Source organism: Bacillus sp. PK6-025, from assembly GCF_056530265.1.
This window is the reverse complement of the sequence record NZ_CP096509.1, coordinates 564,595-579,754: the sequence shown is the minus strand read 5'-3', so window position 1 is coordinate 579,754 and position 15,160 is coordinate 564,595. Positions and strand designations below refer to the sequence as shown.

Genomic DNA, 15,160 nt, shown 5'->3' with positions numbered 1-15,160 from the left:
TTTATCATCTCACACAATGGCGCCCGTTACTCCCCAAATGGAGCTGACCGCCCGATTTCGGGGAGCATGGGCGAATGATTCTTCTGTGGATGGACGAGCCGTTTATTCTTTTCTTTTGAACGGAAACCAGTTGGCTGAGCCGAAGATCCGAACCATCACAGGGACGAACAGCGGCAGCATGACGAATGCATACAGCAAGAGACCCGTCAGTATTAGGGTGGCGATTTGCAGAAGCGATAAAACGCCGGACGGCAGCATCGCCGCGAAGGTTCCCGCCAAAATGACAGCAGCTGAAATAATAACGGACCCCATATTTTTCATCGATTTAATCATCGCCGTTTTAATATCCGTTCCCCGATATTCGTTAAAGCGTTCCATCAGGAAGATCGAATAGTCCACACCAAGCGCCATTAAAATCACGAATCCAAAGAAAGGCACCGCCCAGTTGAGGCCGGGATAGCCGAAAAACGCCGTGAAAATAAACTCGGTTATACCGATGGATGCAAAGTACGTCAAGATCAACGATCCGACCAAATACACCGGCATGACAATAGAACGGAACAGCAGGACGAGGATCAGGAAAATTCCGATCATCATATAGATCACCGTGTTGCTGAAATCCTGGTCTGACAGCTGCTTCAGATCGGCATTGATGCTGGAAACGCCGCCGACGCCAAATGATGCATCGTTCAAATGCGTATCGGGAAGAGCCCGTTTTACGGACGCTTCAATATCTTTAACATTAGCAATTGCTCCGTTTCCGTACGGATTGCCTTCCAATATCACATCGATCGTCGTGATATGGCGGTCGTCTGACATATAGGAATTAAATACCTGCTGAAACTGCTTGTTTTTCAGGACTTCTTTAGGGACAAACCAGCCGGACATTTCTTGATCCGATGCGTTTTTCAGCTGATCCAGGTAGTCGCCTGCCCCCATCAGACCGCTTGAAATTTTTTCGAGGCCGTCCACGCTTGAATTCAAACCTTTTGTTAATTGATCGAGCTGGCCGGCGAATTCTCCGACTTTTTCCTTCATCTGCTTTTGGCCTTCAGCGACATCGCCCGCTCCTGATTCGAGCTTAGGCAGCGAATCGGCGAGCTGTCCCTGCCCCTTCGATGTCTCTTCAAGTCCTTTTTCGATTTGGCCGAGGCCGTTGATCAGAGCATCGATTTTGCTTGTGTACACTTTTTGCTCTTCCTGCGCTTTTGCGATAAATGCATCTGCTGCTTCAAGCTGCTTTTTCGCGTTTGCCGCCTGCTTCGTGTAAACGGCCGCTTTCTGCGATCCCTGCTTGATTGCCGATGCAAGCTCTGTGTAAGAGCCTTTGATCGCTAAATAAGAAGGATTCTCCTTCACTTCGGGAATTTCGTTTTCAAGATTTTTGAAATTTTGATTTGTCTGCTCGATCATCTTTTGCACGTCAGCCGTTATGCCTTGGGCACTTTCTGCTTGTGACAATGCTGCTTTCAAGACTTTCGATATTTCTTTGTAGTTTTCGATTTGTCCATTTAATTGATCGACCTGCGCCGTCAGCTGTTTTTTCGCAGCTTGAATTTCTTTTTTCGCCCGGGCGACGCCTTCTTTGCTTTGGTCTGTACCGTCCTTCAGCTTTCTCATATTGGCTTCAACGTCGCTGATGCCGGCTTTAATCGATTCGGTTCCTTTGATCAGCTGATTGATTCCTTTTCCGGACGCTTCGATTTGCGGCTTCTGATCCGCGATCGACTTGCTCGCCTCGGCAAGCCCGTCTTTGATCTTTTTCAGACCTTTATTGCCGCTCTCAAGCCCTTTATTCAGTTCGTTTGCCTGTGTTTTGACATACAGGTCGCTCAGTCCTTTTCCGACCGGACGGGTCGCACTGCGAACTTTGCTGACGCCATTTGTCTGTTCAATGGCGCGGCTGATTTTTTCAATTGCGATCAGCCCGTCATTGGTATCGAGCGCATCCGATGTTTTGAGGACGACCGTTACCGGTAAAGATTCCCCAGGCCCGAACTTGTCGGAGATGGTGTTGAATGCACTGACGGATTCGTATTGATCTCCGATTTCATCAAGGCTGTTGTAGGAAAGCGTTCCTTTATACATTAAGATCGGCGGAACGGCCACGGCCGCTACGATCAACAGACTGATCAGCGGCTTACTGAATGCGAAACGGCCGGCGGTTTCCCATAGTTTTGACTGCGGATGCCCGATATTCCCTCTGACGGGCCAAAACAGCACTTTTCCCAAAACAGCCATAAAAAACGGCACGATCGTCAAAAGCGCCAAAATCAAGACTGCGACACCAACCGCTACTGCGACCGCAGATTTGTAAAGCTGGAATTCGGCGAAGCCGATGCAAGTAAAACCGATCAAAACGGCGAATCCGCTGAACAGAACGGTTTTTCCCGCCGTTTTATACGTTGTCAGGATAGCTTCAATCTTGTCTTTCCCGTGGGCAAGCTCTTCCTTAAAACGGCTTAAAAGAAGAATGCAGTAATCCGTCCCGATTCCGAACATGATCGCCACCATGAAAATTTGCGTAAACGTGGACAGCGGAAAATCAGCGTATTCGACAAGATAGGCGACGACGGACTGGCTCACAAGGTAGGAAAACGCGACCGCCAAAAGCGGGACAAAAGGCGCAACCGCAGAACGGAAGACGAGAATCAATACGATTAAAATAAAACCGACCGTGATATATTCGGTCTTCTTCAGGCCTTCCTGTGAACTTGTTATAACATCATCATCAATGAGCGGCTGTCCGGTCATCTCGTAGTCAAGCTTTAAAGGTTTGAGCTTTTCATTTACCTTTGCTTTAAAATCGGCCGCACTGATTTTGTTCGCATCAAATGTGACAGGTACAAGCAGCGTCGTTCGATCCTTTGACAACAGCTGCTTTTGAATATCCTCCTCCGCGTCAAAGTATGATGTAATATCTGAGACGTGAAGGGAGGAATCCTTTTCTAAAATGGTGATCGCTTTTTTTAAAGCCGCCTCCCGGTTCGGCAGGAGCTGTTTGTCCTGAAATACGACGACAACCGATTTGTCCGTATCCCCGTCTTTTGACATTTGTTCGAGAAGCTTGTTCGCGTAAGAAGACGGATAGCCTTCAGGGACCGCGATCTGGCCCTTCTCCTTTGTTAATTGCCCCATATCGGGCGCCGTGATGAATAAGACGGCGGCCATTGCAATCCAGAGCGCCGCAATAATCCATCTCGCCTTTATAATCGTTCTCATTGACGTTTTATTCCTCCTCTATGAGCTGTGCGGGTTTTTCATTAAAAAAAGACGGCTGGTTGCTGCCGTCAGACAAAACATTCGTGTTTTGCTGATCAACATGAAAGCCGTCGTACTTTTTATATCGGCTTTCTAATACATTAGTAAATTGTTCTTTTGAAACTCCAATTTCCTATTTCACGGCCGAATCGCTTAAGGGGAAATGCACTAAATTCATCGAATCCGTTCTTTTTGTAAAACGATCGATTTAAATTCGTGTTGGTGATTAAAGCGAGGATCCCGCCTCCGTTTCTTCGGATGAAAGGGACCAGGCAGTCATTGATCATCTTGCTGCCGAAACTTTTGCCCTGATGGAAGCAGGAGACCCCCAACGCCTCCAAATACCATTTCTGCTGTTTGATGCCCTTGTACGATCTTTTCGCCTCTTCCGCCACATTCACCATATTCCATACCGCGGAAAGGCCCCCTTTTATAAACAACTTTATTCCTCCAGCTGATATATAATCCATCACTCCAACGTCTGGATCATCCCGATGTTTTAAGAGGGCCGCGGTGACGATCTCACCATTCACAACACCGATAAAGCACCCCCGCCTATTTATATATGCCTGAGTGATGACTTTATGCAGTTCATAAAAGAATTCGGGGTTTTTCTTTTCGGGTCTTACAAGCAAATCCATAAACGGATAGTTGTCAAAAGACTCATGAAACAGTTGTGCCACCTCGTCCAAGTGATCAGCTGAAGCCAGACGATATTGAATCATTGAAAACCTCCTCGAAAATATGAACAGCTATTGATTAATAAACACATGTTCATTATAATTTGAAGCAAAAGCAATGTTCAATCGGCAATCGTGATTAAGCTGTTCAATAATGAACAACACATGAAAATTTGTCTATAAACGGAGGGCAAAACGATGGAGGACAGAAGATCAATCAAGACGAAAAGAGCGATAAAAGAGGCTTTTTTAAAACTGCTCCATGAGAAAGAAATCAATAAAATCACCGTTTCTGATTTATCGAGGCGCGCGGATTTAGGACGCGGAACCTTTTATCTTCATTATAAAGATATTTTTGACTTGTATGAACAAATAGAAAATGAATTGTTTGATCAGCTGGGGAGATTTTACGATGATTATTTTCCGAGCGAAGATCCGCACAATTTGCTCACCTTCATCGAAAAAACGACCGAATATATTTATCAAAACGCTGCGATTTTCACTTTATTGACGAAACCGAAAGGAAACATTTTGACCATCAATAAATTTAAAGACTTTTTCCAGAGGAAAATTTTTGAAGAATTGAGCATGATAGAGCAATCGGAAAACGAGGTTACATGCGATGAAATGGAAATATCATTTGTCGTCTCAGGAGTAGTCGGCGTTTTGGAGGAATGGATCAATGAAGGGATGGTTCAGACGCCGGCTCATGTGGCTGGCGTCATCCACCGCATTCTGTTAAAAATCGGAGTGTAAAAGATCAGCCCGCCGGAGAAACAAAGCTCCGGCAAGCTGGACTATCGATCCCTCACCATTGATAAGGATACCCTTCCTTTTGCAGCATCGACATCTTCCACCCATACGGTAACAATGTCCCCGACCGATACCACGTCAAGCGGATGCTTGACGAAGGAATGGCTGAGCTTGGAAATGTGGACGAGCCCGTCCTGTTTCACGCCGATGTCGACAAATGCCCCGAAGTCAACGACGTTCCGCACTGTCCCCTGCAGTTCCATCCCTTCTTTTAAGTCCTCCAATTGAAGCACATCGGTTTTTAAGAGCGGTTTAGGGACTTCATCCCTCGGATCGCGCTCAGGCCTTGTCAGCTGGGCGCAAATGTCTTTCAGAGTGATTTCCCCGATTCCAAGCTGTTCTGCTGCTTCGGAAATATTCAGTTCGTTGATTTTGTCCTGAAGCTCTCTTGTACCGATGTCGGCTGTTGATAGGCCGAGCTTTTTCAGAAGCTCTCTCGTCTCCTTATAGCTCTCAGGGTGGATGCCTGTGCGGTCGAGCGGTTCACCGCCGTCAGGCACCCTTAAAAAGCCGATGCATTGCTCATACGTTTTCGCGCCCAGGCGTGGAATGTCTTTCAGCTCTTTCCTGCTCGTGAATTTTCCGATTTCATCCCGCTTTTTGACGATGTTGGCCGCGACTGTTTTCGATAGTCCGGCTACATATTGCAAGAGCGCGGCTGACGCCGTATTCACGTTGACGCCGACTTGGTTGACGACGGTTTCCACCACGAAGCGGAGCGAGTCGTTTAGTTTTTTCTGGCTGACATCGTGCTGGTACTGGCCGACACCGACCGACTTGGGATCGATTTTGACAAGTTCGGCGAGCGGGTCCTGGAGTCTGCGTGCGATCGACACGGCGCTCCGTTCTTCAACCTGCAGATCCGGGAATTCTTCCCTCGCAAGCTCTGATGCCGAGTAGACGCTGGCTCCCGCTTCATTGACGATCAGATAGTACACCTTTCTGTCGATGTCCTTCAAAAGATCGGCGATAAATTGTTCCGTCTCTCTTGATGCCGTTCCGTTCCCGATGGCGATGACCTCAATTTGAAAATCTTCGATGATGCGTTTCACTTTTTCAATGGCCGCGCTTTTTTTATTGACGGGAGGGTGCGGATATATGACATCGATCTTGAGCATCTTTCCCGTCTCATCGACAACTGCAAGCTTGCAGCCTGTGCGGAATGCCGGATCGACGCCGAGAACGAGCTTTCCTTTCATCGGCGGCTGCAGCAGCAGCTTGCGCAGATTCTCGGCAAAAATGTGAATCGCTTGATCTTCCGCCTTTTCCGTCAATTCTTTTCTGATTTCTCTTTCGATGGACGGCTGAATGAGGCGCTTATAGCCGTCTTCGATTGCGCTTTTCAGCACATCTTGAGCACTTGTTTGCTTGTGTTGTAAAATTCGTTTTTCCAAGTAAGCTTGAATGCGGTCTGCCGGCGGCTCGACCGACACTCTCAAAATCTCCTCTTTTTCGCCGCGGTTAACCGCAAGCACGCGATGAGGAACGATTTTTTGAATCGGCTCTTCATATTCATAATACATTTCATAGATTTTCTTCTCATCGGCTTCGGCGTCTTTCACCGCGGATTTCAGCGTTCCTCTTTTAAAAGTCTCCTGCCGGATCCACTTTCTGTATTCCGGTTCGTCTGAGATCCGTTCAGCCAGTATGTTTTTTGCTCCTTCAAGCGCTTCTTCGGCGCTCATGACTTCCTTTTCTTCATTTATGTACTTGCGTGCTTCGGCTATTACGTCTTCGTTGCGCGGGAGCGCGATGATGAAATCAGCCAAAGGTTCAAGGCCTTTGCTTTTGGCGATCGTCGCCTTCGTTTTTCGTTTTTGTTTAAATGGTCTGTATAAGTCTTCAACTTCCTGGAGCTTGTCCGCTTTTTCGATATCGAGCTTCAGCTGTCCGGTCAGCTTACCCTGTTCGTCGATCAGCCGGATGACTTCGTCTTTCCGCTGATTTAAATGCTGGATGTATCCCCAGCGTTCGGAGATTGTTTGAATTTGGACTTCATCCATGGAGCCCGTTTGTTCTTTGCGGTATCTCGCGATAAAGGGAACGGTGTTTCCGTCCTCTAACAATTGAATGACACTCTCGACATGCTTTGACGCAAGCTCTGTTTCTTTTGCGATTTGTTTGACGATTAACGCTAAAGTATCCATTGTAGCCTCCAAAAGAATGTTGTCTTCTTAGTGTACCAAAACAAACAGAAAAACACCTATATCAAAGGGCAGCTTCTTTAAAAAAGCTGTCCGATGATATAGGTGAGATCGTCTTTTCCCATTAGTGTGTATGATTCAAGCTGATTCGATATATCTCCAGGTGTGTGGTGCTGTTTTAAATAAGACCGGAGAGCGGGTACTTCCAATCCGTCTGAATAAATGATGAATCTTGACCCTTTTTCATACGTGTAGGTGAATGTTTTGTATGTTTGCGGCTTTCCCGACATGTATCCCGTCACAGGGAGAGGGTGGATATATTTGTCCGAAGGAGCGTACAAGATAAAGCGGATATTGCCTACAGAGCTGTAAGCAATCGTTCTTGTTCGAAAGTCGGCTTTTAAAATCGCCACAGTTGCGCCGCGCTTATGTTTCAGCTCTTGATTGCACCGTTCCATCAAGCTTGCGACTTCTTCATGACCGTGCTCTTCGACAACTTCGCTGATAACCGCGGAGGATTCTTGTGCCATCGCACCGCTGCCAAGCCCGTCGGCCAGCGCGCACACCATAGTTTCGTCAGTCGCATGGAAATAAAAACTGTCTCCGCAGACGGCTTTTCCTTCTTTAGGAAGCTGATAAACAAGCGCTTGCATATGTTCATTCGACTCAGTCCAAATCATGGTTTAAGCTCCATAAACGGATCTTCAGCCAACGCTTCCCGCAGCTTTTTGACAGCTTTGCGCTGCAGACGTGAGACGTGCATTTGCGATATGCCCAGCATGTCACCGGTTTCTTTTTGGCTTTTGTTTTGAATGTAAGTCAGCTCAATGATTTGCTTTTCGCGGTCGGACAGTACGTGCAATACGCTTTCAAGCATCAGCTTTTGGTTCACCTTTTCATAGCCTTCCTCCTGCGAGCCGACGATGTCGAGGATCGTCACCGTGCTGCCGTCTGCATCCGCTTCAATGCTGTGGTCGACGGAAAGCGCCTGATAGCTTTTGCCCATCTCCATTGTTTCCAGCACTTCTTCTTCTGTGACGTCAAGAAACTCGGCAATCTCATCGACTTTTGGGGACCTTTGCGTTTCATTCGTTAAATGATCCACCGCCATTTTAATTCTCGGCCCGAGCTCCTTGATCCTTCTCGGGACGTGGACGCTCCAGGTTTTATCACGGAGAAACCGTTTGATTTCTCCGATAATGGTCGGAATCGCAAACGCTTCAAACGATTTTCCAACATCGGGATCATAGCGTTTGATGGCTCCAAGCAATCCGAGCATCCCAACCTGGCATAAATCTTCATGAAAGCTTTTTCCTTTTGAGTATTTTTTGGCGAGTGTTTCCACCAGATTTTTATATGTCTGAACAAGGGTCAGCTGAGCGTCTTCATCCTGGCGATCCTGATATTTTTTGATCAGCGTGTCGACTTCGGTTTTAGTTAGTTTCGTAGTTTTGGACGGTTGTGCCATCATCAACTCGCTCCCTGTTTAAGAACTTTGTCATCGAGACGGTTACGCCTGAGTCAATCTGGACACGCACTTCATCCATGAGCGTCTCCATTAAATATAAACCGAGCCCTCCTTCTGACAATTGATCTACCGTATGTTCAGGGGAATATGGCCCCAGCCCTTTCTGTTTATCGTGAATGTCAAAACTGTCTCCCTGATCTGCGACGATGATTTCGAGGCGGTCTTCAAACACGCCGAATCTGACGGAGACCTCTCCAGTTTTGTCTGCTTTATAAGCATGCTGCACAGCGTTTGTGCACGCTTCGCTGACCGCAATTTTCAAATCTTCGATGTCATCATAAGAATACCCCATCTTGCTTGCAATCCCCGACAGGGTTAAACGAATGATTCCTACGTATTCAGGTTTGGCAGGTGACTTCATTTCAATGTAATCAGCTGCTCTCTTCATTATAATCCACCCTCTGACTTTCCAGAAATATCAATGATGTCCTTTAAGCCTGTAATATCAAACAAACGGATCAAACGCTCTGACAGATTTTCAAGCACTAAAGAACCCCCAGTTCTGTTTACCGCTTTGTAAATGCCGACAAATACACCCAGCCCTGTACTGTCCATATATGAAACGTCTTTCAGAGAAACTTTGAGATCTTTTCCTTCTTCCGCGAGCGGCATCAGCTCATCCCGCAATGCCGGAGCCGTATGCACATCAATTTCGCCCGCCACTTTTACTTCTATCACATGATCATTTTTTTTCGTATCAACTGCCAAATTCACAATATCACCTCTGGTTCTCTTAATGAGCTACTGGTTTATTACCCAGCGAAGAGAAACTTTAAACCTTTCTTTTGAAAACAATGAGAGTAAAATCGTCATGAAGCTGAAAATCCTGAAGCTTGAGCAGATGTTCGTATATACAGTCAACCATTTGCTGAGCCGGTTTCTCCATATGTACAGTGATCAGGTTCTGCAAGTCAGACCGCTCCAAAAATCCGCTGTCTGTCCGGCATTCGGTTACACCATCTGAAAAAAGAACGATCATATCGCCAATATCCAGTTTTTGCTCGTACTGCTCATAGTCGTATTGTGATGAAATGCCAAGAACGAGGCCTTTTGCGTTTAAATCGTAAAATTTATTTTCCCTGCAAGAATAATAAAAGCCAGGTTCATGACCGGCAGATGAAAACGTAAATAGGTGTTTTTGAAGATGATAATTACCGTAAAACATTGTAATAAACATGCTAGGGTCCACATTTTGTTCGACGACCCTGTTCAGGTTTTTCAGCACCTGTGAAGGAGATGTGCCCGAATCCGGAAGAGAGTCCATCGCATATTTGATCATCGACATGCATAACGCGGCCGGTATTCCTTTTCCGATCACATCTGCAATGGCGATGTTAATCGATTCCTTGTCCCGTACAAAATGATAATAATCACCGCTCATTTGCTTAGCCGGAACGCTGACCGCCCCGATTTCGAGCGCTTCAACTTTCGGGATCTTCGTCTCGAGCAGCGTTTGCTGGACATTTGCGGCAATTTCGATTTCCGATTTAATTTCCTGCTGAATTCCTCTTAATGTCTGATGTTCTTGATAGGCCAAACCGTATCCAATCATCACTTCAATTAAAAAATCGAGAGAATGGAACACATGGTCCGGAAGATCCGGATATAATTCAGACAGAACTTTTCGGTGTATGCTGATAATCTCTTCCGGCGGCACTTGATGTTCAATCGTTTTTCTGCTGAATTTCTGCCCCTGATAAAGGGATGTCTCTGTTAATTCAGATATATAACGGCTAAGCAGCTGTCGATAGCGCTGCTCAATCACTTCCCTGAAATCCATTCCTTCCCTCCTACCGCAGCCACTTTATGGCTTGTATATCCGTTCCATTTTCCGCGTCCGAATGCAATTCAAATTGGTCCATCAGACGCTTTACCCCCGGCAGGCCCGCTCCGAGGCCGCCTGAGGTTGAAAAACCGTCTTCCATCACTTTTTTGATGTCAGCGATTCCCGGCCCCTCATCCTCCGCTATGACTTTCAACCCCTTTTTACCTTCTTCCTGAACCTGTTCGATGCAGATTCGGCCTTTTCCGGCATACAAATAAATATTACGCGCCAGCTCTGAGATGGCTGTTGTGATTCTGGCCTGGTCCACTGTGCCGAACCCCAGTTCTTTGGCGACATTTCGCCCGAGCTGTCTGGCGGCCACTATGTCCCATTCTGTCAAAATCTTCACACAGGATTGGTCTGCCATATTTATTCCCCCAATTCCCGCTGCAATGTCTCGAGCCCCTTTTCGAGATCGAGCGCCGTCTCGATCTCGTCCAAAGAAATGCCGAGTTCAATCAATGTCACCGCAACAGCCGGCTGGATGCCAGTCAGAACGACTTTGGCGCCCATCAGTTTTGACATTGTAATAACATCGCCAAGTACTTTGGCGATGAATGAATCGATGATGTCCACCGAAGTCAGATCGATCACCACTCCGTTCGAACCGGTTTCATATATTTTGTTCAGCAGGTCCTCTTGAAATTTCAGAGCGGTTTGGTCATCGAGCTCCACTTGAATGGATACCAATAAACAGTTATATAGCTTCAAAATTGGAATGTTAGGTATCCTCAAAACTTATTCCTCCAATGAAACAATTTTTCTGTCTGTCATTTCTAATGCGGTTTGAATTCCTTTTTGCAGGGTATTTTTTGTAATAACCTGAGTTAAATCGATTCCCAAATTCACAATCGTCTGCGCGATTTCCGGGCGGATTCCAACGAGCAGGCATTTTGCGCCGACCAGTCTGACAGCTTCGGAAGCCTGCATGATGTGGTGTGCGACCATCGTATCGACGACAGGCACGCCCGTAATGTCAATGAGGACGACTTCGGACCGGTGTTTGACGACGCCGCTCAACAGGTTTTCCATAATCTTTTTGGCCCGCTCCGTGTCGATCGTGCCGACGAGAGGCATCACCGTAATATTTTCAAAAACCGGGATCAGCGGCGCCGAGAGCTCCTGTAATGCGACCTTTTGAAGAGCGACGGTTTTCTCCCAGGAGATCGCATACTGATTCAAGATTTCGCTGTTGATCGGTTCGATAAATTTATCGATTTCCCATATCAGATCATAGCATTGCTGATCTTCCGGGACGTCCTTGTTCATTTCATAGTACAGGTGCTTCCAAAAAGCTGATAATCCCGACGACAGAAGCTTCAGCGGAACGCCGAGCTGTACGGCTTTTGAAGAAAACTGGTAGATGGTGTCGATCGATTTTTCATTCCCGTCCCCGGACTCATTCATAAGGATATGAATGTATTCATTGCTGATCGTCTCATACATGTGTTCAGTCAGCTTCACGTTTGTCATGTTGCTGTTTAGTTCTTTCAGAATATCCGCCAAATTCACGGCGAGTACATTTTGGTTCTCCGAGATAAATTTTAACACTGCTTGATTCGACATGTTCATCCCCCTAACTACATCTGATAACATTTTTTGGACTAACAGTTCCATTATATCGTTTGTTATTTTTGAACACAAAAAAAGTTGCTCTTTCGCCTCGAGCAACTTTCATCAATATTAAAAATCAATGAGTGCCAAACTGATTTGTAAGGCTTCGTTGACCTTTTCCATCATTTCATCATCGAGATGGGTGATTTTGTCCGTTAATCTTTGCTTGTCAATCGTCCGAATTTGTTCGAGCAATATAACGGAATCTCTTTCAAAACCGTAGCGTTTCGCATCAATTTCGACGTGGGTAGGTAATTTTGCTTTCTGTATTTGGGCTGTTATGGCTGCAACAATAGCAGTTGGGCTGAAGCGATTGCCGATGTTGTTTTGAATCACTAAAACCGGGCGCACCCCGCCTTGTTCTGAGCCAACAACAGGAGATAGGTCAGCAAAATAAACATCGCCGCGTTTAACAATCAAATGATTATCCTCCGCTTACTAAGCGCTCTACTGTGTTTTCAGCCTCATACTCTGCAAATTGAGCCTCAGAAGAGATGTTCAAATTAATCTTGGCCATCTCCATATAACCGCGTCTCATCGATTCCCGAATTTGTCGATTTTTGCGCTCGCGCAAATACATTTTTGTGGCTTGGTAAATCAGTTCATTTCTGCTCCCGTTATCTTGCATGACGACACCATCCAGTTCTGATACTAAAGCTTCTGGCAAGCGAATCAATATTTCAGTTGTTGCGCTGGATTCAGACAAAAACATACACCTCCACCAAACTTACGGATACAACACTCTATCCATTCCATCCATAATGATATCATTATTCTTTTCGCAAGCAAAGTTGTTTTTCCGCTAATTCATCAATTTTCAGGATTGATCAGGCAAGATCGGATTCCTTATTTCCATTATACTCCCATTTTCCAAAAACATACGGGGCACCCTTGAACTTATCATACAGGTAATTTCATAATTGATCGTCTGCAAATGTTGGGCGATTTCGTCGACTGAAATCCATTCGTCTTTTTGCTTCCCGATCAAGGTAACCTTTGTGCCGACAGGGTATTCTTCGGCGAGGGAAATCATGAACTGGTCCATGCAGATTCTCCCTGCTATTTTTTGGCGTTTTCCGTCGATCAGCACTTCCGTCCCGGCCAGGCGCCTCAGCCATCCATCAGCATACCCGACGGGAACTGTCCCGATCCATTCGTCACGTTTGGCCGTATATGTCGCCCCGTAGCTGACGCTCTCGCCTTTTTTAATTTTTTTCACATGGGTGAGTTCGGTATGAAGCGAAAACACTTCCCGCAGACGAAACGGCAGCTCGTCTTTTATTTCGGTTGACGGCGCCAAACCGTACATGCCGATGCCGAAGCGGACGGCATTAAAGAGCTGTTCCCTGAAGCGCAGACCCGCGGCGCTGTTTGACGAATGCACCATTAAACGGTCAAGCGGGAGAGGGCTGATCAATTCTTTAAAGCGGTCAAGCTGCATGTCGAAATAATCGGTGTCCTTTTCGTCCGCCGTCGCGAAATGAGTGAACACGCCCGTACAATTGAGTTTATCGCTCGATTCGGTCATCTCCATCATTTCTTTGATCTCTTCTTCCGTTTTGCAGCCAAGGCGGCCCATGCCCGTGTCGATCTTCAAATGATATTCAAGAGAAGCTTCGGTCTCACCGAGAAAACCGAGCACGTCTTTCAGCCAGCCGGCTGAGTAGCCCGTCACGGTAATGCGCTTTTCCGCGGCAATGCCGGCATATTCGGGCGGCACTGCGCCGAGGACAAGAATCGGTTCTTCAATCCCCTGCGCTCTCAGCGAAAGCGCTTCATCCAGTAAAGCCACAGCAAGAATGGACGCCCCTTCTGCAAGAGCCGCCTTCGCTACCTGTGCATCCCCGTGTCCGTAGGCATTCGCTTTAACGACGGCCATCAAGTGGACATGCTCGCCGATGTGCCGCTTCATATTGCGCACGTTTTCTTTTAAAGCCGTTAAATCGATTTCGGCCCATGTCTTTCTATAGAATGGTTTTAAGCTCATCATGACACTTCCTGTTCCTTGTTTCAATCGTCCTTCCCATCATACTAAAAAGTTCGGAGAAAGGGAAATTTTGTACGGGAACAACTGCCCAGAACAAGAGAAAAATTGCTGGCACGCTATACATTTTACGGAAAAACTGTCGAAAACATACGCTTGCGCCGGAAATATAAAAACAGCCTGCTTTCCGCTTCAGGGCGGAAAACAGGCTGCTGGATAGGCACAGTCTATTTTGAAGACTGGCCTTGCATGCTTTTGGCAACCATCAGAAGTTCATCTTGAGAAAGGTCTTCTGATGAGATGAAATAGTCGACTCCGTCATAAGTCCATGACAACGATTTATCCGTCAGTGCGCCGACCGTGAAGCCGAGGTCAACCGGCTCTCCGTTCATGGACACAGAAGTAGATGTTTTGGCGACGCGGGCTTTTTCCTGAATCAATGTAAAGGACTTTTCACCGCCGTATGTGATGACGATTCGTTTGCCGTCTTCAGTCGCCATTTCTTTCTCCTCAAGTTTTTTCACGCCCTGAGGCACATCGAGCGGCGTTTTGACGGCGAAAGAGTCTGACACGTCCGCGCTTGTCGCTACGTCAATTTGAGACAGCGTCATATTTTTCTTTTCATCAAATGCGTCTTTATCGAGCGGCTTATCGAATTCAAAGCTTGTAAACTCAACCTTTACCATCGGTTTGCGGTCCGTGTCCATCACCTTAACCGATGAAGGAGCCATGTTTTTTTTATGGAAAACGATTTCCTGGGTCGGCAGCATCTGATTATGCTGATAATTCGTTTTCGTTTCAAAAATGTATTTTGAATCCTTTGCGGAAAAAGAAGCTTCCCCATCATTTTTGACATCTTTTACGAGCGATTCGAATAAGTATACTTGGCTGCTGTTATTAGGCCAGTCGCTGTGGAAGCGGAAGCTTTTATTCAGCGACGGAGTCAAAACAAACACGCCGTTTTCATTGCGCAAGATCACCTGGCTCTGGTCTTTTTTCGGGTTTTCCAAATAGACCCGGTAAAGAGAAGGTTTTTTATGCCAGATTTCCACATTGTACTCCTGCGGTTCATTTCCCGTTTCAATCGTCATTTTCGCTTTTGCCTTATAGGACGTGTATTCTTTTGCCTTCTTATCGAGCCCCGTCACAACATCTTCTTGCGATTTTTGGCCGCAGGCAGAAAGCATAAGGATTACAAGCAGCCCCGTTAAAAGCAAAACAAAGCTTTTTCTCACCTTTTTTCAACCCCTTTTTAATCATTGATGTAAAAAGGAAGAAACCGCTTGTTCGACTTTAACGGTACGCCATAAG

Annotated in this window: 16 protein-coding genes; 1 reads left to right on the top strand and 15 read right to left on the bottom strand. The window is 46.4% G+C overall.

From position 1 onward, the window contains the following. Nucleotides 1-102: 102 nt before the first annotated feature. Together M1D67_RS02920 and M1D67_RS02915 are read right to left on the bottom strand one after the other, a co-directional pair. Nucleotides 103-3,222 carry an MMPL family transporter gene (locus M1D67_RS02920; protein WP_479831578.1) on the bottom strand — a complete coding sequence of 1,040 codons (3,120 nt, stop codon included), beginning with the start codon at nucleotides 3,220-3,222 and terminating at the stop codon, nucleotides 103-105. 140 nt (nucleotides 3,223-3,362) lie between these two features. Further along, nucleotides 3,363-3,986, bottom strand: a complete 624-nt coding sequence (locus M1D67_RS02915; protein WP_023857855.1) for a GNAT family N-acetyltransferase — start codon at nucleotides 3,984-3,986, stop codon at nucleotides 3,363-3,365. Nucleotides 3,987-4,139: 153 nt separating this feature from the next. Here M1D67_RS02915 and M1D67_RS02910 point away from each other — a divergent pair, with 153 nt between their 5' ends. After that, nucleotides 4,140-4,697 carry a TetR/AcrR family transcriptional regulator gene (locus M1D67_RS02910; protein WP_020450267.1) on the top strand — a complete coding sequence of 186 codons (558 nt, stop codon included), beginning with the start codon at nucleotides 4,140-4,142 and terminating at the stop codon, nucleotides 4,695-4,697. Between the two features lie 41 nt (nucleotides 4,698-4,738). On the opposite strand, the gene M1D67_RS02905 is transcribed toward M1D67_RS02910, so the two are convergent. The 13 genes from M1D67_RS02905 to M1D67_RS02845 all read right to left on the bottom strand — a co-directional run bounded on the left by M1D67_RS02905 (nucleotide 4,739) and on the right by M1D67_RS02845 (nucleotide 15,036). Continuing rightward, nucleotides 4,739-6,901: a Tex family protein gene (locus M1D67_RS02905; protein WP_026580592.1), complete on the bottom strand. Its 2,163-nt coding sequence runs from the start codon at nucleotides 6,899-6,901 to the stop codon at nucleotides 4,739-4,741. A 77-nt stretch (nucleotides 6,902-6,978) separates the two neighbouring features. Beyond that, on the bottom strand, nucleotides 6,979-7,578 hold the full coding sequence (locus tag M1D67_RS02900; RefSeq protein ID WP_023857857.1) for a PP2C family serine/threonine-protein phosphatase: 600 nt from the start codon (nucleotides 7,576-7,578) through the stop codon (nucleotides 6,979-6,981). Next, nucleotides 7,575-8,366: an RNA polymerase sigma factor SigB gene (gene sigB, locus M1D67_RS02895; RefSeq protein WP_026580590.1), complete on the bottom strand. Its 792-nt coding sequence runs from the start codon at nucleotides 8,364-8,366 to the stop codon at nucleotides 7,575-7,577. The genes M1D67_RS02900 and sigB overlap by 4 nt, the downstream gene beginning before the upstream one ends. Continuing rightward, complete coding sequence (gene rsbW / locus M1D67_RS02890) at nucleotides 8,332-8,814, bottom strand: anti-sigma B factor RsbW (RefSeq protein WP_020450263.1); 483 nt, start codon at nucleotides 8,812-8,814, stop codon at nucleotides 8,332-8,334. The genes sigB and rsbW overlap by 35 nt, the downstream gene beginning before the upstream one ends. Beyond that, the gene (locus M1D67_RS02885; RefSeq protein ID WP_020450262.1) at nucleotides 8,814-9,140 is read right to left on the bottom strand and encodes an anti-sigma factor antagonist; all 327 of its coding nucleotides are present in this window, start codon (nucleotides 9,138-9,140) and stop codon (nucleotides 8,814-8,816) included. Before M1D67_RS02885 ends, rsbW begins: the two co-directional genes overlap by 1 nt. 58 nt (nucleotides 9,141-9,198) lie before the next feature. Continuing rightward, entirely contained in the window at nucleotides 9,199-10,206 is a 1,008-nt protein-coding gene (locus M1D67_RS02880; protein WP_020450261.1) for a PP2C family protein-serine/threonine phosphatase, read from the bottom strand. A gap of 10 nt (nucleotides 10,207-10,216) precedes the next feature. Continuing rightward, complete coding sequence (locus M1D67_RS02875) at nucleotides 10,217-10,618, bottom strand: anti-sigma regulatory factor (RefSeq protein ID WP_023857861.1); 402 nt, start codon at nucleotides 10,616-10,618, stop codon at nucleotides 10,217-10,219. Nucleotides 10,619-10,620: 2 nt separating this feature from the next. Continuing rightward, complete coding sequence (locus tag M1D67_RS02870) at nucleotides 10,621-10,986, bottom strand: STAS domain-containing protein (protein WP_031305225.1); 366 nt, start codon at nucleotides 10,984-10,986, stop codon at nucleotides 10,621-10,623. Nucleotides 10,987-10,989: 3 nt separating this feature from the next. Beyond that, nucleotides 10,990-11,817, bottom strand: coding sequence for an RsbT co-antagonist protein RsbRA (locus M1D67_RS02865; RefSeq protein WP_095292561.1), 828 nt, complete (start codon nucleotides 11,815-11,817; stop codon nucleotides 10,990-10,992). 117 nt (nucleotides 11,818-11,934) lie between these two features. After that, nucleotides 11,935-12,285 (bottom strand): type II toxin-antitoxin system endoribonuclease NdoA, encoded by a 351-nt coding sequence (ndoA, locus tag M1D67_RS02860; protein ID WP_003179128.1) that lies wholly within the window; start codon nucleotides 12,283-12,285, stop codon nucleotides 11,935-11,937. A gap of 4 nt (nucleotides 12,286-12,289) precedes the next feature. After that, a complete protein-coding gene (locus M1D67_RS02855; protein ID WP_006638778.1) occupies nucleotides 12,290-12,571 on the bottom strand; it encodes a CopG family ribbon-helix-helix protein in 282 nt (93 codons plus the stop codon). Nucleotides 12,572-12,682: 111 nt separating this feature from the next. Continuing rightward, nucleotides 12,683-13,852, bottom strand: a complete 1,170-nt coding sequence (alr, locus tag M1D67_RS02850; protein ID WP_048349920.1) for an alanine racemase — start codon at nucleotides 13,850-13,852, stop codon at nucleotides 12,683-12,685. 224 nt (nucleotides 13,853-14,076) lie between these two features. Next, on the bottom strand, nucleotides 14,077-15,036 hold the full coding sequence (locus tag M1D67_RS02845; RefSeq protein ID WP_164468292.1) for a LolA family protein: 960 nt from the start codon (nucleotides 15,034-15,036) through the stop codon (nucleotides 14,077-14,079). Nucleotides 15,037-15,160 lie beyond the last annotated feature (124 nt).